Below are 20797 nucleotides of genomic sequence, written 5' to 3'. Positions count from 1 at the left end.
GCTGACTCATGACCCATGCAGGTGCCATCGCGGGTTCGCGCGTAAGAGTCCTGATTTATCTTCTGTTCGCGATCCAGCTCATTTCGATGGGCGCGATGGAAATGAGCGGGCCGTTCTGGCCTGTCCACCTGCGTGGGCTAACGTCTTCGGACTCGCTCTTCAGCTTCGCTAGCATCGCCGTCTACGTCGGGCCGATGCTGGGCATTATTCTGACCAGTGCATTCTGGGGCCGTATCGGCGACCGCTACGGCCACAAGTTGATGATGATCCGTGCCCTCGCCGGCCTGTCATTGACCCAGCTTGGGCTGGCCCTGTGCAGTGACATCTGGGTGATCCTGATCCTGCGCTTCCTGCAAGGCGCCTTCGCCGGTTACATCGCCCCGGCCCAGGCGTATGGCGTGAGTATCGAGGCCCCTTCACGCCGGGCGCGGCTGTTCGCGATCCTGCAGATTTCCACCAACGTCGGCTCGTTGCTCGGCGCGGTGGTCGGCGGCCTGATCCTCGATTACGCGACGTTCTTCTGGATCAACATGATCGCGGCGGTGCTGTGCGCCATCTGCACCGTGGTCGCGGCCGTAACATTGCCGGACGTGCCGCCAGTGAAGAAAGCACCGGTTGCCGATAAAGAAGCTCCGGTCAGCCACAACACCAGCGTCTGGCAAGGCACGCCCCTGCTGTCGCTGCTGGGCGTCATGGGCATTTTGCTGCTGGCGCGGATGCTGCCGCAGACGTCGTTCTCGCTGTATGTCAGCTCGGTGTTCGAGGTCAGCAACTCGGTGGTCGGGCTGTGCTACGGCTTACTGGCGCTGGGTTTCATTCTGTCGGCAACCGCGTGGTCGCGTTACTTCGAACACCGTACCCAACAGGACACCTTGCAACGCATCACTTATGTCGTCCTCGGCTGCATTGCGCTGACAGCACTCGCCGGCGTCACCCGCAACCCGATCATATTCGTCGGCGCCTACTTCATCTGGGGCGTATTGCTGGGCGCCACGACGCCGGTACTGATGGCGCTGATCTCCAAAACCGCCGACAGCTCACGCCAGGGCTATGTGCTGGGCATTGCCCAGAGCACCGCACAGTTTGCGTCCATCGCCGGCATCTCGGCCGGTGGGCTGCTCAGCCAGGTCTACGGTTTGCAGTACACCTACCTGTTTGTCTGCCTCGCCTACATCCTCGCGCTGATTCCCATCGTTGCGTTGCGCTACCGGCCCATGGTCATGCAACCGAGCCAGATCCCGCCGGGCGACTGATCAAGGAGTTTGCTTTGAACATTGAACAACTGCGCGCCGACACCCCGGGTGTCGAGCAACTCATTCACTTCAACAATGCCGGTGCGGCGCTGATGCCCGATCCGGTCATCGAAGTGATGACCCGTCACCTGCAACTTGAGGCCCGGATCGGCGGCTATGAAGCCGCCGGGCAACAGGCCCGGGAAGTGGAAGACGTCTACGACGCCATCGGCCAACTGATCAACGCTCTGCCCGGAGAAATCGCGGTCATTGAAAACGCGACCCGCGCCTGGGACATGGCCTTCTATTCATTGCCGCTGCGGCCCGGCGATGTGGTGCTGACGTCGACCACCGAATACGCCGGCAACTACATTCCCTATTTGCAACTCAAGCAGCAGCGCGGGATCGAGATCAGGGTCATTCCCAACGATGAACAGGGCCAGGTGTCATTGCCGGCGCTGCGGGACATGCTCGGCGATGACCGGGTTGCCCTGGTGTCGCTGCCGGTGATCGCCACCAACGGCGGCCCGGTGCAGCCCATCGAACAGATCGGCGCCCTCGCCCGCGCCGCCGGGGTTCTGTTTCTGCTGGATGCCTGTCAGGGCGTCGGGCAGATGCCGATCGATGTGCAGAAAATCGGCTGTCACATGCTCGCCGCCACCAGCCGCAAATACCTTCGCGGCCCTCGGGGCATGGGGTTTCTCTACGTCGAAAAGACTTTGTGCGAAAACCTTGAACCGGCGTTTCTCGACCTGCATGCGGCTTCATTGCTGACCCCGGACACCTTCAGGATTCGTGGAGATGCCCGGCGCTTCGAAAACTGGGAATGCAACGTCGCCGCGAAGCTGGGCATGGGCGCGGCGGCCCGTTATGCGCTGGCGCAAGGCATCGAACCGATGTGGCAGCGCATTCAACGATTGTCGGCACATCTGCGCAATCGCCTGACCGATGTGCCGGGTGTTACGCCGCAGGATCGGGGCGCGGTCAAGTCCGGCATCGTCACATTCACCTGTCAGGCCGCCAGTGCAGCGCAAGTCCAGGCATGGCTGGCGAAGCAGGAAAAACGCATCAACGTCACCACCTCGACTTTCCGCTCGACGATGCTCGACATGCAGCAACGGGACCTGCTGGAAGTCAGTCGCGCATCGCTGCACGCCTACAACACCGAGGCCGAAATCGACGCCATGGTAAACGCGTTGTTGAGAATGCCCCGCGCCTGAAAACGGATGCTGATTCGCGCTTGCGTCGCGGGCTCTTTGTACACTAGCATTGGGAATACTTCTCAATTGCAAAACACTGCAGCCATGAGCGAAACCCTTCCCGCGAACAACGACAACCACCTGCGCGTGATCGAAGCGCTGTACAGCGGTCATCACGGCTGGCTGTACAACACGCTGAAGAAAAAACTGGGGAACGCCATGGATGCGGCGGATCTGGCGCAGGATACCTTCACCCGGATCCTCGCCTCCCAGGTCACGACCATCGAGCAGCCCCGGGCATACCTGAGTTGCGTGGCGAAGGGCATCCTCATCAACTGGTATCAGCGCAAGGCACTGGAGCGCGCCTACCTTGATGCCCTCGCTCATTTGCCTGCGCCGGAAGCGCCCTCACCCGAGTTGCGTTTCGTGGTGCTGGAAACCCTGCACGAAATCGACGCCATGCTCGACACCCTGCCGCCGCTGGTCAAACGCGCATTCCTGCTGTCGCAGATCGGCGGTTTGAAATACGCCGACATCGCCGAGCAGCTGGACGTCTCGCTGATCACCGTCAAGCGCTACATGAAACAGGCTTTCGTGCAGTGCCTGATGCTGGTGGAATGAATGCTCACGCGTCGCAGTGAACCGCCGCTTGATCCGAAGATCCTCGAAGAAGCCGCCGAGTGGCTGATGCGCCTGAGTGAAAACGACCTCAGCGAGACCGAGCGCGCGGAATGGGAATACTGGAAAGTCAGCAGCCCCGAACGCAATCGGGCGTGGTCCCGCGCGCAGTTGCTGCAAAGCAAGTTTGGCGGCCTGCCACCGTCGCTGGCGATGTCGGCACTGGATCGCCCGAGCAACCCGGAACGCCGCGCAGCCCTGGGCAAACTGGCCTTGCTGTTGGCGGCGGTGCCCGCCGGTTGGGGCAGCTGGAAACTGGCGCAATCGCAACAATGGTCCGCCGATTACCACACCGCCGTGGGCCAGCGCCGCGAACTGACCCTGGCCGATGGCTCGCAAATCACCCTGAACACCGACACGGCCATCGACGTCTTGTTCGACACCCGTCAGCGGCTGATCAATCTGCGCGAAGGCGAAATCCTGGTGCAGACCGCGCCGGACAACGCCGCGCAGCCTCGGCCCTTTCTGGTCAGCACCCGTCAGGGCCGGATGCAGGCGCTGGGCACGCGCTTCACCGTTCGTGAATGGCAGCCGCGCACCCAACTCGCGGTACTCGAAGGCGCTGTGCAGGTCGAGCTGGCCGACAGCCCCCAGAGCGCGCCGATCATCGTCAACGCCGGGCAGCGTACCGACTTTTCATCGCAGGCTTTTGGCTCACTGAACCCGACCGACCGCAACGTCGGCGCTTGGACCCAGGGCATGCTGATGGCAGACAAAATGCGCCTGGCGGATTTCGTCGTCGAACTGGCGCGTTATCGCCGGGGTTTCGTGCGCTGCGACCCGGCCATTGCCGACTTGCGCATTTCCGGGGCCTTTCCCATCAGCGATACCCAACGTTCGCTGAACATGCTGGCGCAGACCTATCCCGTGCACGTCTCCGGGCACTTGAGCGGTTACTGGGTGACGCTCTCACCCGCCTGAGCAAAAAAATCACCTCGCAGGTGATACTTTTTTTGATCTCGGCTGGCAATGAAAGGAACAACCATTCCACCTCGTCCATAGGGTCACTCCTTCATGCTCGTTGCACGACCCTTGCCTTCGGATCGTCTGCTACTAAAGCCCGTTCTACGCAGTGTGTTGCTCAGCGTCGTGCTGGGCCTGGCCGGTGGCACGTTCGCTCTGGCCGCCGGACCGACGCAACTGGACGCGGTCACCGTTCGAGCCTACAACATCGCGCCTGGGCCGCTTGGCGTAACCCTGTCGAGTTTTGCCGTGGACGCCGGGATTGCCCTGTCGTTTCAGCCTTCGATCACTGAAGGCCTTGTCAGCCCGGGATTGTCCGGCAGCTACTCGGTACAGGAAGCGGTAACCCGCCTGCTGGAGGGCAGCGGCCTGGAAATGGTCGCCCGCAGCGACGGCACCTGGACGCTGGTGGTACGCCGGGTCACGTTGTCGGACACCACGATCGAAGGCACCGACAGGCGCAGCGACAGCTTGCCGTCGGTACTGCCGGGTGGTCAGGCCGCTCGCGGCGGACGTCTCGGCATGCTGGGCAACCGCGACGCGATGGACACCCCGTTCAGCGTCAGCAGCTACACCTCGACGCTGATCAAGGACCAGCAGGCTGTCACCGTCGGCGACTTGCTGGAGCGTGACTCTTCGGTACGTTCCACGGGCCAGGCCGGAGGGATTGTCGACTCGTTCTTCATCCGTGGCTTTCCCGTCGGCGAAGGCAACCTCGGTGAACTGGCGTTCGACGGCGTGTACGGCGTGGCTTCCAATTATCGGGTGTTCACCGAATACGCCGAACGCATCGAACTGGTCAAAGGCCCCGGCGCCCTGCTCTACGGCATGTCACCCAACAGCGGTGTTGGCGGCGTGATCAACGTGGTGCCCAAGCGTTCGCTGGACGAAGACCTGACCCGCTTTACCACCAGTTACGCCTTGAATACCCAGGTCGGCGGTCACGTCGATGTCAGTCGGCGCTTTGGCGAAGAACGCCGGTTCGGGGTGCGAATCAATGGCAGCGTCCAGCAAGGTGAAACGGCCATCGACAAACAATCGCGGGAAGTCGGCATCGGCGCGATTTCCCTCGATTATCAGGGCGACCGCCTGCGCACCACACTGGATCTGATCAACCAGAAAGAGAGCTTCGACGCCGCGTCCCGACCGTTTCTGATCGCCCCCGGCGTGGAGATTCCTTCAGCAGCCAACGGGCGCACCAGCGTCAGCCAGGAATGGGGCTGGTCGGAAACCCGCGATAAATCGGCGTTATTGGGTGGCGAATACGACCTCAACGACAACCTGACGCTGTTCGCCCATGCTGGCGGAGGCCGATCGGATGTCGCGCGCATGTCCGACCAGACACCGACCATCATCAACGAAGCCGGTGACACCTCGTCGATCCCCGGCTATTACAAATTCGAAGTCCAGCGCTACACCGTCGATGCCGGTGCGCGCCTGCGGTTCGACACGGGGCCGATCAATCACAGCACCGCCCTGCAGGTCACCCGTTACCGCGATAACTTGTCCCGAGGCATTATTTCCGGCCCGGCGATCCTGTCGAACATCTACCACCCGATTGACCGCCCGAAACCCGCGATAGCCAAACCCGATACGCCGAAGGTCTCCGAAAGCGAACTGTCGGGCGTGGCCCTCGCCGACACCCTGTCGGTACTCGACGAACGCCTTCAAGTCACGCTCGGCGTGCGCCAGCAAAACATCAAATCGGATAACTACAACGCGGCGGGCTTCGTCACCACACATTACGACAAGAGCAAATCCACGCCGCTGTTCGGGGTCGTCGTCAAGCCCTGGGACCATGTCGCGTTCTACTACAACTACGTCGAAGGCCTGAGCAAGGGTGACATCGCGCCGTCCGCCGCCTCCAACGCGGGCGAGATCTTTTCACCTTATGTGTCCCGCCAGCAGGAAGTCGGGGTCAAGCTCGACTACGGCCGTTTCATGTCCACCATCGCCCTGTTTCAACTTGAAAAGCCCAGCGGCGAATTGGCATCCGGGGTGTTCGCGGTCAATGGCGAACAACGCAACCGTGGCGTCGAACTGAACATGGCCGGCGAGATCGCATCAGGCACGCGCCTGCTCGGTGGCGTGACGCTGCTCGACGGCGAACTGACCCGCACCGGCGTCGCCGCCAACCGTGGCAACAAACCGGTCGGTGTTCCCGAGGTGCAAGCCAACCTCTGGGCCGAATGGGACGTCCCGAAAGTCGAAGGCCTGACATTGACCAGCGGCGCCATTTACACCGGCAGCCAATACGTCGATCAGGCCAACACCCAACAACTGGACGCCTGGACCCGCTTCGATGTCGGCGCCCGCTACGCCACGCGCATTGCCGAACGACCGACCACTTTCCGGGCCACCGTGCAGAACGTGTTCGACCGCGAATATTGGTCGGGCGTCGCCTCCTACGGTGCGTTCTCTCAAGGTGCGCCTCGGACCCTGTTGCTCTCGGCCACTGTCGATTTCTGAAACGTCCGGCCCGGAGCGGCGCCTGGCGTCGTGGTCCGATCCGGCTTTTGCAAAGGCATACACCATGGTTAACGTTTTTCGCCGCCGCCAGACCTTCGCCGCCCTGCTGTTTGCGGGGTTGCTGGGCCTGTCCTTGTCTTCCTTGATGCCGAGCAGCGCGCAGGCTGCCGAGCCGGATCCGGCCCTGGGCACCGTGACTGATTTGCAGGGCCGCACAGTCAAGGTTCACTTGCCGGTGCGCCGGGTCATTCTGGGTGAAGGCCGCCAGTTGTATCTGGTGGCCGCGCTGGATACGCAGAACCCCATCGAACGCATCGTCGGCTGGCGCAAGGACCTGATCCAGTCGGACCCGGACACTTATAACGCCTACCTGCGCAAATTCCCCGACATTGCCAAGATCCCGACCTTCGGCGGTTTCGAGAGCGGCACCTTCGACATCGAACAGGCGATTTCCCAGAAGCCTGACGTGATCATCCTCAACATCGAAGCCCAACACGCGACCGAGGATGCACGCTACATCGAGAAACTCGACGCCCTGGGCATCCCGGTGGTGTACGTCGACTTTCGCAACAACCCCATGCAGAACACCGAGCCGACCATGCGCCTGTTCGGCAAGTTGTTCGGCAAGGAACAACGCGCGGAGGCCTTCATCGATTTTCGTAACCAGCAGATCCATCGCGTCACCGACGTCATCGAAAAGCACCACCCTGCCCGTCCCAGCGTGTTCATCGAGCGCATAGGCGGCTACACCGATGACTGCTGCCTGAGTTTCGGCAACGAGAACTTCGGTCTTTTCGTCGACATGGCCGGCGGCAACAACATCGCTCGTCGGATCATTCCGAGCACCTTCGGGCAACTGAATCCTGAGCAAGTGATCGTCGCCAACCCCGACCATGTCGTGGTCACCAGCGCCGACTGGGAAGCCTTTGCGCCAGGCGGTCATTGGGTCGGCGTCGGCCCGGGCGCGGACCTGGCCGAAGCCCGGCGCAAACTGGCCTGGTACACCCAGCGCCCGGCCTATGCCGGCATCAAGGCGCAGAACACTCAAGCCTTTCATGCGATCTGGCACCAGTTCTACAACAGCCCTTACCAGTTCGTGGCCATTCAGCAATTGGCCAAGTGGTTCCATCCGGAACTGTTCGCCGATCTTGATCCGGATGCCGCGTTTCGCGAGTTGCATGAGCGGTTTCTGCCAGTGCCTTACGAACCGGGCTATTTCGTCAGCCTGCAAAAAACCGAGGCCAAACCATGAGTTCGCTGGGCGAAGCACCGATTGTGCAGAGTGTCACTTACCGTCGATTGGTGCTGCGTAAACGGCTGATTCTGCTTGGGCTGTCCGTGCTGCTGATCTTCAGCGTGCTGCTCGACCTGGCGCTCGGCCCGGCCCGTTACAGCCTCAGCGAAGTGCTTGGCGCGCTGATTTCACCGGATACCGCATCGGCACAAGTGCGCGTGGTGATGTGGGACATCCGTCTGCCGGTGGCGTTGATGGCGGTCGCTGTCGGCGCGGCGCTGTCGCTGGCCGGTGCGCAGATGCAGACCATCCTCAACAACCCGCTCGCCAGCCCCTTCACCCTCGGCATTTCTGCGGCGGCCGGTTTCGGTGCGGCGCTGGGGCTGGCGTTTGGCGTGGCGCTGTTTCCGCTGGCGGCGCAATACATGGTGCCGCTCAATGCGTTCATCATGGCGATGCTCTCGGCGCTGTTGATCCACTTCATGAGCATGCGTCGCGGGGTGACGGCCGAGACCATCGTGCTGCTCGGCATCGCCCTGGTGTTTACCTTCAATGCGCTGCTGGCGCTGGTGCAGTTCTTCGCTACCGAACAAGCCGTGGCGGCCGTGGTGTTCTGGACCATGGGCAGCCTGACCAAAGCCACGTGGCCGAAACTCGGGGTGATCTGCGTGGTGATCCTCATCACTCTGCCGATCTTCGCCAAACGCGCGTGGGCGATGACGGCTCTGCGTCTGGGCGATGACAAGGCCGCCAGCTTCGGCATCAACGTGCGCAGTCTGCGTTTTCAGACGCTGATCATGGTCAGCCTGCTCGCGTCGTTTCCGGTGGCGTTCGTCGGCACGATCGGTTTTATCGGGCTGGTCGGGCCGCACATTGCGCGGATGCTGATTGGCGAGGATCAGCGGTTTTTCCTGCCGGCCTCGTTGCTGACCGGTGCGCTGATCCTGTCCGCCAGTTCGGTGGTCAGCAAGACGCTGATTCCGGGAGCGATATTCCCCATTGGCGTGGTCACGTCACTGATCGGCGTGCCGTTCTTCATTTCTCTGATTCTCAACGGAAAGAAAAACTCATGGTGAAGATCCGGCTCGACAACCTCGGCGCCCGCTATGGGCAGCGCGAGATCATTTCCGGTGTCAGCACCGCGACGTTTACCGGCGGCCAGGTCGTGGCGGTGGTCGGGCCCAATGCGGCGGGCAAATCGACGTTGTTCAAGCGCATGGCCGGGCTGATCGATGGCCCGGGCGAAGTGATTCTCGAAGGCTCGAAAAAAGGCACTCAAGGCATCAGCTACATGCCCCAAGGCCTGAATGCCAGCGCGCGGTTGACGGTGTACGAATCGGTGCTGCTGGCGCGCAAGCAACTGACGCCCAACTGGTCGGTTCACGACGATGAATTGCAATTGGTGGACGAGATTCTCGATGCGCTCGGGATCACCGAACTGTCGTTCCGCAACCTCGGCGAACTGAGCGGCGGCCAGCAACAGTTGGTGTCAATCGCCCAGACCCTGGTGCGCGAGCCGGAAATCCTGTTGATGGACGAACCCACCAGCGCACTCGACATGCACCGGCAGGTTCAGGTGTTGAACTTCATGAAAGCCCTGGCGCGCCGCCGTGAAGTGATCGTGTTCATCGCCATCCACGACTTGAACCAGGCGCTGCGATTTGCTGATCAGGTGCTGGTGATTGCCGGCGGCACGGCCCATGGCAGCGGGCCGAGCCATGAAGTCATCACCGAGCCGATGCTGCGCACGGTTTACAAGGTCGAGGCGCGAATCGAGCAATGCAGCCGCGGGCAGCACCATATTCTGATCGACGATATTGTTTGAGGGTTGGCCCTCAGAGCAAGCTCCACGACACCCCGACATACATCGCCATGCCCTCGCCCGGCGTTGAGCGTGCGGCATCCAGTCCTTTATCGTCATAGCCCGGCGTAACTGTAGCGGCGTAGTGCTTGTCGGTCAGGTTGCGCATGTCCAGCCAGGTCTGCCAGTCGCCCTTGGGTGCGTTGTAACCGAGGGTCGCGCCGAAGGTGGCGTAAGGGTCGGCGTAGTAGCTGTTGGCGTAATCCACCGCCACTTTCGACACCAGTTGCGTGTTGACGGCGGCGAAGAAGCCCTGCGGGAAGTCGTAGCGCAGTTCGCCCTGGTAGTAATGCATCGGCAAGCCCGGCAAGCGGTTATCACCGAAGCGATCGTCGTCGCGGTAATGGAAGTCACTGAAGGTGTAGGCCTGACGCAGGCTCAGCTTGCCGCCGTCGTTCGCCGACCACAGATTGCTGTTGAGGCTCGCCTCCACACCTTGATGCACCGTAGGACTGGCATTGAGTTCATAAGGCGTGGTGGCGTTGGCGTCCGGCAATACCGAGAGCAATTCGTGGCGCACCTGGGCGTAATACCAGGCCAGGCTCCATTCGCCGAGTGCGCTGTCGCCACGGCCGCCGAGTTCCAGGGTGGTCGCGGTCTGGTTCTGCAGTTTGACCGGATCACGCTGGGTGCCGGTGGCGGCGCCGCTGCCGGCCGGGAAGCGTACGTTGGAGCTGTAGATCAGCGACCACGGATGCGGCGCTTCGACCGAGCGGCTGAGGTTGCCGAACAGTTGCAGGTCTGGCGTCACCTGATAGCGCAGACCCAGGCGTGGCGCGTAATCCCAGTCGCCGAGACTGGTCTTGCCACCACCTTCGGGATAGGTCACGGCACTTTCGCGGCGGGTGTAGATCGCGGCAAGGCCGGTGGTCAGCCACAGATCGTCGGCGATTTCCAGGTCGTTGCCCACATGCAGGACAGAATCCGAACCCTGATAAGTGAAGTTGCGCATGTGCGTACCCGGCGCATAGCCGGCGGTGTTGCCGGTGGGAATCCGCACCAGCTCGCTCGCACCGTCGTTAGGCAAATGTTTGGTCACCCGCAGGCCGACCGTGCTGTGGCTTTCGAGGCCCCAGAGGGTGTCGCGGCGCTTGTAGTCGAACGTGCCGCTGACATCGGTGTACGCCACTTTCAGACGGTTCGGGCCTTCGCGCAGGTCCATCGGGTAGTCGTGATAAACGAGGCCGGTCTGGATGCTCGAATCGTCGTCGATGTAATACGTGGTCTTGTTGCCGATGAAGGTGCTGCCGGGCTGATCGCGGCTGTCGTTGCGCGTCACGTAGGCCGGGTTGGCCGCCCGTGGATCGTGCTCGATGGAGTGTTTGGTCACCCGCCCGGCGAGGTCGTTGTCGGTCTCACGGTGACGAATGTAGAAGCGGGTTTCCAGATTCGGATTGAAGCGATAACCGAAGTTGGCAATCACGCCCTGGCTCTTGCTCGCGGTGTGATCCTGATAACCGTCGGAGTGTGCATCGGTCATCGACAGGTAGTAATCGAAGTCGCCCAGCACCTGGCCCGAGCTGACTTGCCGCTGGGCATAACCGTGGCTGCCCATGACGTAGCGCACATTCAACCGAGGCGCGTCGTAGCCGGTGTGGCTGACGTAATCGACTGCACCACCCAGTGCCAGGGCCCCACGATCGAAACCGTTGGCACCGCGCAGCACTTCCACATGGTCGAGCCACAGCGGTTCCAGCAATTCATAGGGTGTGCCACCGGGGCCGGTCAGCGGCAGACCGTCGAGCATCGTGTACAGCCCCGACGCGTGAGCACCAGGAGCCCGATTGATGCCCGAACCACGAATCGAGATTTTCACCCCCTCGTTGCCCGCCGACTGGGCATACACCCCCGGCTGATACGCCAGCACATCCTGATTGCTCGCCACCCGCCCCTGCATCGGGCGGCGCATATCGACCACGTTGGTGCCACCGGGCACCTGTGCCAAGCGGGCCTTGGCCTCCTCCAGCGAAAGGTCTTCGCCGCTCTGATCCTCAGCCCCGATCAGCACCTGCCCCAACTCCATGCTCTGAGACTCAGCTTCCACCGGACAAGCAAGGGCCAGCCCCAGCAATGCAGCGGGCAGTGTTTTGAGCGAGGGCATCGAGAGAACTCCAGACAGACAGAAACGGGCAGTGAGAACTGCGACGTATGAATGAACGAAGTAAACACATGGTGATTTTGTTTTTTGTCAGGTAAACAGGCGGCTGAAATGCTGGATTGTGATTTGAACGAGGGAGATGCAGGGATGGCCGAAGCAGTATTGAAGACGAAACTGGTCAATTTTCTGGCCCCCAGCGGACTCTGGGTTGGCGGGAAGGTGACGGTGACCCACTCCACGATTTTCATGAACGCCAATGCCATGAACCGTATGGTTCAGGACGGGGTTCTGGATATTGAAATCCCCATGGCATCGATTCGAAAGGTCAGCCTGGAATGGGGGTTCATGACCAAGATTGTGTGTCTGGAAACCGACTACGGCTACTTTTACTTCCGTTGTTTCGGGGCAAAAGAGATGGTGTCAATGATTACCAAAATGTACGTGTCGCGGGCCTTGCAACGCACCTAGTGAACGGGACTTGATTCAAATGCCCTTGAGCCCTCGGACCTCTCTGATCGGCATCAAGGGCTCGGGGCCAATATCAAGCAGCGCCTGCAAAGTCAGCGTCCATCGCGGGCCGGTCGTAATCGAGGAGATACGCTTGATGCCGGTGATACAGCCTTGAAAGCAGATCCTTGTTGGGCCCGACCACGTCCATTCCTCGGTCGTCGTAAGGGAAAACCATCACTTCGGCCTTCAAATTGAACAGGTAGACCGCGCAGCGTGGATTCGGCGCAATGGCGCCAAAATCCGTGGCCAGTGCGCACCAGAGCAATGCTTGAAGCAACCTTACGGGCGCTTCGAATGCGAGGTTGATCCAGTACTCGGGTTCGCTTTCGCAGAACCAGTCATCCGGATCAGTGCGTTCACTCCAGATCGAGCGCTCTGCAGGTATCTCGATGCCAGCCGACCGAAGGGACTGAAGCAACGCTCGATGGGTAAATCGCTGGCCGCCGGAGTGAAAGCGCAGACAGGTCACGAGCGTGGGCTCGCCACTGAAAATGTCGGTGCAGATCTCGGTCGACTTTCGCAAGGCCAACAGGAACTGTTCGATCATCCCTCCCGTTTCGGAGAGTTCGAAACGCAGTCCTCCGGGGCAGGAATAAAACAGCGGCCTTGCGAAGGCCTGGTCGGTAAAAATCCGCTCGATTTCAAGATGAAGATTCACTGAAGTCCTTTCCGGTCCATATGGCTCGGGCGGCTATCGCGCCTTATCAATTCTTGCACTTGGACACCACCACCTGGCAGGTACCGGGCGTCCCGCCGGAGCGGCCGGCGTAGCGCATGCAGTTATCCATGGATTTTTTCTGTGCCTGGCCCAGGGTCGATCCCCAGGCCAGGCCACCCTCGCCCATCGTCGGCACCGCTTTGGCATAGCAGCGATCACCGGTGGTCGCGTAGTGAGCCTTGCTTGAGCAGGACGCTGTGAGCGTCAACAGCATCGCGCACAGGCCATACGAGCATCGGCGTACCCAGATTTCGCTCATCTCGTTTCACCTGCAGCAAAGGGGGCTGACGTGTTCAGTCTAGCCGCGATGACTCGCAAGCCGCTCATTGTTCCGTCGCCTGTCGATACTGACGCGGCGTGAATCCGGTCGAGGCCTTGAATTGTCGGGTAAAAGCGCTGTGATCGGTATAGCCGCATTGCAGTGCAACCTCGGTAATCGGTAAATCGGTGTGCAACAAGCGATGGGCATGTTCCAGCCGTACTTTCTGGATCATCTGCCGTGGCGTCAGGTGGAACACGCGTTTGCAGTAGCGCTCCAGCTGCGCCACCGAGATACCGGCGATCCGGGTCAGTTCACCCAGCGTCACCCGGCGATTGAAATGCGCGCGGATGTGTTCGTCGACAGCGGCCAGACGCTCGAAGGCCGGGTGGGTTTCGCTGGCCGATTGCAGGTCCACCGAAATCCCCGCCAGGCCAATAATCGCGCCATCGCGGTTGTACAGCGGTCGTTTATGGGTCAGGCACCAGCCCGGTTCGCGACTGCCGTACAGGTGCAATTCCAGCTGATCCTCCAGCACCCACCCTTCTTCCAGCACTCGGCGATCCTGCTCGGTGTAGCCCGGCCCCAGTTGCGCGGGGAACACCTGCGCACTGGTTTTACCGAGCAACGGTTTCAAGTCTTTCAACCCGCATCGCTGCACCAGCGTGCGGTTGGCCATGACATAACGCGCCTCGACATCCTTGATGAAAATCGCTGCATTCGGAATCACATCCAGCATCGGCAACAACGCAGCCACGCCCGCCACCAAGGCTTCGAGAGTCTGGGGGCGATTGCGCTCATCACCCTCGCACAGGATCGCAAATGCGTTCTGCATCGTCAGTTTTTCCTTCGCGGATGGATCGGCTGTACGGCGTTCGCGTGCAGATTGCAGCAACGTCCGCAGACTGTCGAGGCCTGCTGTCGCTCAGCGCAATTATGCTGATTTCGTCATCCAGACCTGCGCAAAACATCAATCGCCCGACGCCTGATGAGTTCACTGTTTAGCCGTTCCAGTGACTTCACACCTGCCTATCCAATAACTCACAAGAAGGCGATGCCATGTCAGGCCAAGGCAAGTTCAAAAAACAACTTTCATTGATCGACCTCACCTTTATCGGGCTCGGGGCGATCTTCGGTTCGGGCTGGTTATTCGCGGCCAGTCACGTCTCCGCGATTGCCGGGCCGGCCGGGATTTTCTCCTGGCTGCTGGGCGGTTTCGCCGTGTTGCTGCTGGGCATCGTCTACTGCGAACTGGGCGCGGCGTTGCCCCGCGCCGGCGGTGTAGTGCGCTATCCGGTCTACAGCCACGGGCCGCTGCTGGGTTACCTGATGGGCTTTATCACGCTGATCGCGTTTTCCAGTCTGGTGGCGATCGAAGTGGTTGCCTCGCGCCAATATGCGGCGGCGTGGTTTCCCGGCCTGACCAAAACCGGCAGCGGTGATCCGACAGTGCTGGGCTGGCTGGTGCAGTTCGGCCTGCTCTGCGTGTTCTTCCTGCTCAATTACCGCAGCGTGAAAACCTTCGCCAAGGCCAACAATCTGGTCAGCGTGTTCAAGTTCATCGTGCCGCTGCTGGTGATCGGCGTGCTGTTCACCTTCTTCAAACCCGAGAATTTCCAGGTTCAAGGCTTCGCCCCCTTCGGGCTCTCGGGCATCGAGATGGCCGTTTCCGCCGGCGGCGTCATCTTCGCCTACCTCGGCCTGACCCCGATCATCTCGGTGGCCAGTGAAGTGAAAAACCCACAGCGCACCATCCCGATTGCGCTGATCCTGTCGGTGCTGCTCTCCACCGCGATCTACGTGTTGCTGCAAACGGCCTTCCTCGGCGGCATCCCTACCGAATTGCTCGCCAATGGCTGGGCCGGTGTTTCCAAGGAATTCGCCCTGCCGTATCGCGACATCGCCCTGGCGCTCGGTGTGGGCTGGCTGGCCTATCTGGTGGTGGCCGACGCGGTGATCTCGCCCAGCGGCTGCGGCAACATCTACATGAACGCCACGCCACGGGTGATCTACGGCTGGGCGCAGACCGGCACCTTCTTCAAAATTTTCACCCGCATCGATGAGAAGTCCGGCATTCCGCGTCCGGCGCTGTGGCTGACGTTTGCCCTGTCAGTGTTCTGGACCCTGCCGTTCCCGTCCTGGGAAGCGCTGATCAACGTGGTGTCCGCCGCACTGGTATTGAGTTACGCCGTGGCCCCGGTCACCGTCGCCGCGCTGCGTCGCAATGCACCCGACATGCCGCGCCCATTCCGGGTCAAGTGCATGGGCCTGCTCGGGCCGGTGTCGTTCATCATCGCCGCGCTGATCGTCTACTGGTCGGGTTGGGACACCGTGTCCTGGCTGCTCGGTCTGCAAATCCTGATGTTTGTCGTGTACCTGCTGTGTGGTCGTTTCGTGCCGACCCAGCATCTGAGCCTCGCCCATCAAGTGCGTTCATCCGCGTGGCTGATCGCCTTCTACGCCGTGACCATTGTCCTGTCGAAACTCGGCACCTTTGGTGGTCTGGGCATCCTCGCCCACCCTTTCGACACGCTGGTCGTCGCGGCTTTCGCCACCGGCATTTATTACTGGGGCGCCGCCACTGGCGTACCGGCGCATCTGCTGCGCCTGGAGTCCGAAGAGGATGAAAGCGAAGTCACTTCGACGTCGCCGGCCTCCGCTTCCAACCCGCGCGCTGCCGGCGCTTATTGAAATCATTTGAAGGGACACGTCCATGAAACGAGTACACGTCATTGATTCGCACACCGGCGGCGAACCCACGCGCCTGGTGATGAAGGGTTTCCCCGATCTGCCCGGCAACACCATGGCCGAAAAACGCGACGTCCTGCGCAACCAGCACGACCGCTGGCGCCGGGCCTGCCTGCTGGAACCGCGCGGCAACGATGTGCTGGTCGGTGCGCTGTATTGCGAACCGGTGTCGCCGGACGCCACCTGCGGCGTGATCTTCTTCAACAACGCCGGTTATCTGGGCATGTGCGGCCACGGCACCATCGGCCTGGTCGCCTCCTTGCAGCACCTGGGGCTGATCGCGTCGGGCGTGCACAAGATCGACACACCGGTCGGCCCGGTCAGCGCGACGTTGCATGAAGACGGCGCCGTGACCCTGGGCAACGTGCCGGCTTATCGATTGCGCAAACAAGTGGCGGTTGAGGTGCCGGGGTACGGCCGTTTCCTCGGCGATATCGCCTATGGCGGCAACTGGTTTTTCCTGGTGTCGGAGCACGGCCAGACGCTGACGATGGACAACGTCGAAACCCTGACCGACTTCACCTGGAAAATGCTCAAGGCCCTCCAGGACCAAGGCATTCATGGCGAGGACGGCGCGGTGATCGACCACGTCGAACTGTTCGCCGATGACGACCAGGCCGACAGCCGCAACTTCGTCATGTGCCCCGGCAAAGCCTACGACCGTTCACCGTGCGGCACCGGCACCAGCGCCAAACTCGCTTGCCTGGCCGCCGACGAAAAACTGGCGCCCGGCGAGCGCTGGGTACAGGCAAGCATCACCGGCAGCCAGTTCGAAGGCCGCTTCGAATGGGAAGGCGAACGCGTGCGCCCGTTCATCACCGGTCGCGCCTATATGACCGCCGACAGCACGCTGCTGATCGACGAAGAAGATCCGTTCGCGTGGGGCATCTGAGCCGCTGCGCTGCTTTTTCAATCCAATCCGAATGACCGTTCCAAGGAGAACAATAATGAGCGACAACATCTTCACCGGCTGCATGCCCGCCCTGATGACCCCGTGCACCGCTGCACGCAAACCGGATTTCGACGCCTTGGTGGCCAAGGGTCGCGAGCTGATCGATACCGGCATGAGCGCCGTGGTCTATTGCGGTTCCATGGGTGACTGGCCGCTGCTCACCGAGGCCGAGCGTCAGGAAGGCGTGGCGCGCCTGGTGGCCGCCGGGATTCCGACCATTGTCGGTACGGGCGCCATCAACACCCGTGAAGCAGTCTCCCATGCTGCCCATGCCGCAAAAGTCGGTGCTCAGGGTTTGATGGTGATTCCACGGGTACTGTCCCGTGGCGCTTCGCTCGCCGCGCAAAAAGCCCACTTTGCAGCGATTCTGCAGGCCGCGCCGAACTTGCCGTCGGTGATCTACAACAGCCCTTACTACGGCTTCGCGACCCGCGCCGACCTATTCTTCGAACTGCGCCGCGAGTACCCGAACCTGATCGGCTTCAAGGAATTCGGCGGTGGCGCCGACCTGCGTTACGCCGCCGAGCACATCACCTCCAAGGACGATGACGTGACCCTGATGGTGGGTGTCGACACTCAGGTCGTGCACGGCTTCGTCAACTGCAACGCCACCGGTGCGATCACCGGCATCGGCAACGCCCTGCCCCGCGAAGTGCTGCAACTGGTGGCGCTGAGCAAACAGGCGGCCAAGGGTGACGCCAAGGCACGACGTCAGGCCCGGGAGCTGGAATCGGCGCTGGCGGTGCTGTCGTCCTTCGACGAGGGCACGGATCTGGTGCTGTATTACAAACACCTGATGGTGCTCAACGGCGACAAGGAATACACCCTGCATTTCAACGAGACCGATGCCCTGAGCGACTCGCAGCGTCGCTACGCGGAAGCCCAGTACGCGCTGTTCCGTCACTGGTACGAAAACTGGTCGGCGGAACAGAACTTCGTCTGATCGGCTGCTTCGCTTCAGCCCGCCGCCCACATCCGCGGCGGGCCCTCATTTTTTCCAGGAACCTGCCATGTCTCTTACGGGCAAACTGCTGATCGGTCAGCACACCATCACCGGCGACCGCGACATCATCCGGGGGATCAACCCGGCCACTGATGCACCGCTGGAACCGGCTTATGCCGGCGGCTCCGCCGAGCACGTCGAACAAGCCTGCGCTCTGGCCTGGGCCGCGTTCGACCGCTATCGCGAGACAGCGCTGGACGCACGCGCCGAATTCATCGAAACCATCGCCAACGAAATCGAAGTCCTCGGCGATGAGTTGATTGAACGCGCCATGGCCGAAACCGGCCTGCCGCGCCCTCGCCTGTTGGGCGAGCGCGGGCGTACCTGCCAGCAATTGCGGCTGTTCGCTCGCACTGTACGAGCCGGCGAATGGCTGGATGTGCGCATCGACAGCGCCCAACCACAGCGTCAGCCGATGCCGCGTTCGGATCTGCGTCAGCGTCAGATTGCGCTGGGGCCGGTGGCAGTGTTCGGCGCGAGCAATTTTCCACTGGCGTTCTCCGTCGCTGGCGGCGATACCGCTTCGGCACTGGCCGCCGGTTGCCCGGTGATCGTCAAGGCTCACGGCGCCCACCCCGGTACCAGCGAACTGGTCGGCCGCGCCGTGGCTCGGGCCGTCAAGGCGTGCGGTCTGCCTGAGGGCGTGTTCTCGTTGCTGTACGGTTCCGGGCGCGAGGTCGGCATTGCGCTGGTCAGCGATCCACGCATCAAAGCGGTGGGGTTCACCGGTTCGCGCAGTGGCGGGCTCGCGCTGATCAAAGCGGCTCAGGCTCGCCCCGAACCGATTCCGGTGTATGCGGAAATGAGTTCGATCAACCCGGTGCTGCTGTTTCCCGCCGCGCTACACAATCGCCCACAAGCGCTGGCCGAAGGTTTTGTCGCCTCGCTCACGTTGGGCGCCGGGCAGTTCTGCACCAATCCCGGGCTGGTGATCGCCCTCAAGGGGCCGGCGCTGGACACCTTCATTGGCGCCGCCGCCGAGCTCATCCAGCGCAGCCCGGCCCAGACCATGCTCACCCCCGGCATTTTCAATGCTTACGAGTGCAGCGTGAATGCACTGGCGGAAAATCCGCGCGCACGTCTTGCAGTGGTCGGCCAGAGAGGAACAGGTGCGAATCAGGGGCAGGCCCATGTCTTCGTCACCGATGCTGCGGATTTCCTTGCCGATCACGCGCTGCAAGCCGAAGCGTTTGGCGCGGCGTCTCTGGTCGTGCAATGCGCCGGCCACGATGAGGTCCGTCAGGTGCTCGAACAGCTGGAAGGTCAACTGACCGCCACGCTGCATCTGGATGACGAGGATCTGGATCAGGCCCGTTCATTGCTGCCGACGCTGGAACGCAAGGCCGGACGCTTGCTGGTCAACGGCTGGCCGACCGGTGTGGAAGTGTGCGATGCGATGGTGCATGGCGGACCGTTCCCGGCCACGTCCGACCCGCGCACCACATCGGTCGGCACGGCGGCGATCCTGCGATTCCTGCGCCCGGTCTGCTATCAGGACTTCCCCGATGCCTTGCTGCCCACCGCACTCAAACAGGCCAATCCACTGGCACTGCGACGCCTGCTCGATGGCCAAAGGGAAGCCTGAAACCATGCCGAACATCACCCATGACATCGCCGTGGTCGGCGCCGGCATCATCGGCGTTGCCTGCGCCCTGCGTCTGGCGCGACAGGGTTTGCAGGTGGTCGTGATCGACCCGCAGGAACCCGGTCACGGCGCATCGTTCGGTAACGCCGGACACCTGGCGACCGAGCAGGTTTTTCCGATTGCCGATCTGTCGATCCTCAAGCGCTTGCCGGCCATGCTCATGGACCCGATGGGGCCGCTGCGCCTGGACTGGAAATACCTGCCCTGCGCCCTGCCCTGGTTCACTCGGCTGTTGCTGAACCTGCGGTCGGCGCCGTTCCAGCGCACCGTGGCGGGTCTGCGAGCACTCAATGAAAGCTCGCTGGAGGCCTGGCACCGGTTGCTCGGTGACATCCAGCGGCCCGACCTGCTGAAAGTGGAAGGTTCGCTGCTGGTGTTCGAACGTCCCGACTCGCGCCCGGCCATTGAAGCGTTGCAGGCGCGCTTGCGTCAGCAGCAGGTGCCGGTCGATTTATGGCAGGCGGCTACGGTGCGTGACAGCGCACCGCAACTGAGCGAACACCTTCAGGGCGGGCTGTTTTTCCCGAGCACCGGGCACTTCATCGACCCGTACCGAGTGGTGTGTGAACTGGTCAGCGCCGCGAAGGCCAGCGGCGTGCAGTTTGTGAAGCAACGGGTCGAGGGCGGGCAACTGGATGCACAAGGCGTTTCGCTCAATACCGGAACCGGCAACCTGAATGCCCGTCGGGTATTGATTGCCTGCGGTGCTCACTCGGCCAAGTTGACGACAGCGCTGACGGGCAAGAAAGTGCCGCTGGACACCGAGCGCGGTTATCACCTGATGTTGCCTCAGGAACACAACCGGCTGCCCTTCCCCGTTACGTCACTGGAACGCAAGTTCATCATGACGCCGATGTCCGAAGGCTTGCGCCTGGCGGGCACCGTCGAATTCGCCGGGCTTGAAGCGCCGCCGACCATGGCACGCGCCTGGCAATTGCATCGGTTGAGCAAGGGATTGTTCCGTGAGGCGTTGAGTGCCGAGGCGGCCACACCGTGGATGGGGTTCAGGCCTTCGCTGCCGGACTCGCTGCCGATCATCGATCAGACAGACGACGGCAAGGTACTGCTCGCTTTCGGTCATCAGCATCTGGGGTTGACCCAGGCGGCGGTGACGGCGGAGCTCGTGTTGCGGATGGTTTCGCCGCTGGCAGCGACTCGGGGTGAGGAACTGCCGAGTGTCGAGCCTTACAGGCTGGATCGTTTCTGAAAACGCGAAAGGCCTGCTTTT

The 20797-nt window shown here is 61.8% G+C and carries 18 protein-coding genes; 14 read left to right on the top strand and 4 right to left on the bottom strand.

Going from position 1 to position 20797, the window contains the following annotated elements:
• The first annotated feature begins 8 nt into the window (after positions 1–8).
• The 8 genes from IF199_RS12660 to IF199_RS12625 all read left to right on the top strand — a co-directional run bounded on the left by IF199_RS12660 (position 9) and on the right by IF199_RS12625 (position 9600).
• The gene (locus IF199_RS12660; protein ID WP_192560601.1) at positions 9–1253 is read left to right on the top strand and encodes an MFS transporter; all 1245 of its coding nucleotides are present in this window, start codon (positions 9–11) and stop codon (positions 1251–1253) included.
• A gap of 14 nt (positions 1254–1267) precedes the next feature.
• Entirely contained in the window at positions 1268–2452 is a 1185-nt protein-coding gene (locus tag IF199_RS12655; RefSeq protein WP_192560600.1) for an aminotransferase class V-fold PLP-dependent enzyme, read from the top strand.
• An 84-nt stretch (positions 2453–2536) separates the two neighbouring features.
• Entirely contained in the window at positions 2537–3052 is a 516-nt protein-coding gene (locus IF199_RS12650; RefSeq protein ID WP_192560599.1) for a sigma-70 family RNA polymerase sigma factor, read from the top strand.
• Complete coding sequence (locus IF199_RS12645; protein ID WP_192560598.1) at positions 3053–4030, top strand: FecR domain-containing protein; 978 nt, start codon at positions 3053–3055, stop codon at positions 4028–4030.
• 93 nt (positions 4031–4123) lie between these two features.
• The gene (locus tag IF199_RS12640; RefSeq protein WP_192560597.1) at positions 4124–6541 is read left to right on the top strand and encodes a TonB-dependent receptor; all 2418 of its coding nucleotides are present in this window, start codon (positions 4124–4126) and stop codon (positions 6539–6541) included.
• 64 nt (positions 6542–6605) lie between these two features.
• The gene (locus IF199_RS12635) at positions 6606–7793 is read left to right on the top strand and encodes an ABC transporter substrate-binding protein (RefSeq protein ID WP_192560596.1); all 1188 of its coding nucleotides are present in this window, start codon (positions 6606–6608) and stop codon (positions 7791–7793) included.
• Positions 7790–8851, top strand: coding sequence for a FecCD family ABC transporter permease (locus IF199_RS12630; RefSeq protein ID WP_096820687.1), 1062 nt, complete (start codon positions 7790–7792; stop codon positions 8849–8851). The genes IF199_RS12635 and IF199_RS12630 overlap by 4 nt, the downstream gene beginning before the upstream one ends.
• Positions 8845–9600 carry an ABC transporter ATP-binding protein gene (locus IF199_RS12625; protein ID WP_192560595.1) on the top strand — a complete coding sequence of 252 codons (756 nt, stop codon included), beginning with the start codon at positions 8845–8847 and terminating at the stop codon, positions 9598–9600. Before IF199_RS12630 ends, IF199_RS12625 begins: the two co-directional genes overlap by 7 nt.
• 10 nt (positions 9601–9610) lie before the next feature.
• Here IF199_RS12625 and IF199_RS12620 read toward each other — a convergent pair whose 3' ends face one another.
• Positions 9611–11737 carry a TonB-dependent receptor family protein gene (locus IF199_RS12620; protein ID WP_192560594.1) on the bottom strand — a complete coding sequence of 709 codons (2127 nt, stop codon included), beginning with the start codon at positions 11735–11737 and terminating at the stop codon, positions 9611–9613.
• Between the two features lie 144 nt (positions 11738–11881).
• On the opposite strand from IF199_RS12620, the gene IF199_RS12615 reads away from it, so the two are divergent.
• On the top strand, positions 11882–12202 hold the full coding sequence (locus tag IF199_RS12615) for a hypothetical protein (RefSeq protein ID WP_102622474.1): 321 nt from the start codon (positions 11882–11884) through the stop codon (positions 12200–12202).
• 73 nt (positions 12203–12275) lie between these two features.
• Here the strand turns inward: IF199_RS12615 and IF199_RS12610 are convergent, their stop codons facing one another.
• The 3 genes from IF199_RS12610 to IF199_RS12600 form a co-directional block, all read right to left on the bottom strand.
• Complete coding sequence (locus IF199_RS12610; protein ID WP_192560593.1) at positions 12276–12902, bottom strand: DUF3885 domain-containing protein; 627 nt, start codon at positions 12900–12902, stop codon at positions 12276–12278.
• A 46-nt stretch (positions 12903–12948) separates the two neighbouring features.
• Complete coding sequence (locus IF199_RS12605) at positions 12949–13221, bottom strand: hypothetical protein (protein WP_192560592.1); 273 nt, start codon at positions 13219–13221, stop codon at positions 12949–12951.
• A 64-nt stretch (positions 13222–13285) separates the two neighbouring features.
• Positions 13286–14056, bottom strand: coding sequence for an AraC family transcriptional regulator (locus IF199_RS12600; RefSeq protein WP_192560591.1), 771 nt, complete (start codon positions 14054–14056; stop codon positions 13286–13288).
• Between the two features lie 224 nt (positions 14057–14280).
• Here IF199_RS12600 and IF199_RS12595 point away from each other — a divergent pair, with 224 nt between their 5' ends.
• The 5 genes from IF199_RS12595 (at position 14281) to IF199_RS12575 (ending at position 20776) form a co-directional block, all read left to right on the top strand.
• Positions 14281–15912, top strand: a complete 1632-nt coding sequence (locus tag IF199_RS12595; protein WP_102622448.1) for an APC family permease — start codon at positions 14281–14283, stop codon at positions 15910–15912.
• 22 nt (positions 15913–15934) lie between these two features.
• Entirely contained in the window at positions 15935–16861 is a 927-nt protein-coding gene (locus IF199_RS12590; protein ID WP_192560590.1) for a 4-hydroxyproline epimerase, read from the top strand.
• A gap of 55 nt (positions 16862–16916) precedes the next feature.
• Positions 16917–17864, top strand: a complete 948-nt coding sequence (locus IF199_RS12585) for a dihydrodipicolinate synthase family protein (RefSeq protein ID WP_192560589.1) — start codon at positions 16917–16919, stop codon at positions 17862–17864.
• Positions 17865–17931: 67 nt separating this feature from the next.
• On the top strand, positions 17932–19509 hold the full coding sequence (locus IF199_RS12580) for an aldehyde dehydrogenase (NADP(+)) (protein ID WP_192560588.1): 1578 nt from the start codon (positions 17932–17934) through the stop codon (positions 19507–19509).
• Between the two features lie 4 nt (positions 19510–19513).
• A complete protein-coding gene (locus IF199_RS12575; RefSeq protein ID WP_192560587.1) occupies positions 19514–20776 on the top strand; it encodes an NAD(P)/FAD-dependent oxidoreductase in 1263 nt (420 codons plus the stop codon).
• The last annotated feature ends 21 nt before the right edge of the window (positions 20777–20797 follow it).

This window comes from Pseudomonas allokribbensis, assembly GCF_014863605.1.
Classification (GTDB): domain Bacteria; phylum Pseudomonadota; class Gammaproteobacteria; order Pseudomonadales; family Pseudomonadaceae; genus Aquipseudomonas; species Aquipseudomonas allokribbensis.
This window is presented reverse-complemented; position numbering and strand designations above follow the sequence as displayed.

What these genes read in the sequence shown, in the direction of transcription:
- IF199_RS12660 (WP_192560601.1), top strand. Translation starts at nt 9, where the DNA reads ATGACCCATGCAGGTGCCATCGCGGGTTCGCGCGTAAGAGTCCTGATT.
- IF199_RS12650 (WP_192560599.1), top strand. Translation starts at nt 2,537, where the DNA reads ATGAGCGAAACCCTTCCCGCGAACAACGACAACCACCTGCGCGTGATC.
- IF199_RS12645 (WP_192560598.1), top strand. Translation starts at nt 3,053, where the DNA reads ATGCTCACGCGTCGCAGTGAACCGCCGCTTGATCCGAAGATCCTCGAA.
- IF199_RS12640 (WP_192560597.1), top strand. Translation starts at nt 4,124, where the DNA reads ATGCTCGTTGCACGACCCTTGCCTTCGGATCGTCTGCTACTAAAGCCC.
- IF199_RS12635 (WP_192560596.1), top strand. Translation starts at nt 6,606, where the DNA reads ATGGTTAACGTTTTTCGCCGCCGCCAGACCTTCGCCGCCCTGCTGTTT.
- IF199_RS12630 (WP_096820687.1), top strand. Translation starts at nt 7,790, where the DNA reads ATGAGTTCGCTGGGCGAAGCACCGATTGTGCAGAGTGTCACTTACCGT.
- IF199_RS12625 (WP_192560595.1), top strand. Translation starts at nt 8,845, where the DNA reads ATGGTGAAGATCCGGCTCGACAACCTCGGCGCCCGCTATGGGCAGCGC.
- IF199_RS12620 (WP_192560594.1), bottom strand. Translation starts at nt 11,737, where the DNA reads ATGCCCTCGCTCAAAACACTGCCCGCTGCATTGCTGGGGCTGGCCCTT.
- IF199_RS12615 (WP_102622474.1), top strand. Translation starts at nt 11,882, where the DNA reads ATGGCCGAAGCAGTATTGAAGACGAAACTGGTCAATTTTCTGGCCCCC.
- IF199_RS12605 (WP_192560592.1), bottom strand. Translation starts at nt 13,221, where the DNA reads ATGAGCGAAATCTGGGTACGCCGATGCTCGTATGGCCTGTGCGCGATG.
- IF199_RS12600 (WP_192560591.1), bottom strand. Translation starts at nt 14,056, where the DNA reads ATGCAGAACGCATTTGCGATCCTGTGCGAGGGTGATGAGCGCAATCGC.
- IF199_RS12595 (WP_102622448.1), top strand. Translation starts at nt 14,281, where the DNA reads ATGTCAGGCCAAGGCAAGTTCAAAAAACAACTTTCATTGATCGACCTC.
- IF199_RS12590 (WP_192560590.1), top strand. Translation starts at nt 15,935, where the DNA reads ATGAAACGAGTACACGTCATTGATTCGCACACCGGCGGCGAACCCACG.
- IF199_RS12585 (WP_192560589.1), top strand. Translation starts at nt 16,917, where the DNA reads ATGAGCGACAACATCTTCACCGGCTGCATGCCCGCCCTGATGACCCCG.
- IF199_RS12580 (WP_192560588.1), top strand. Translation starts at nt 17,932, where the DNA reads ATGTCTCTTACGGGCAAACTGCTGATCGGTCAGCACACCATCACCGGC.
- IF199_RS12575 (WP_192560587.1), top strand. Translation starts at nt 19,514, where the DNA reads ATGCCGAACATCACCCATGACATCGCCGTGGTCGGCGCCGGCATCATC.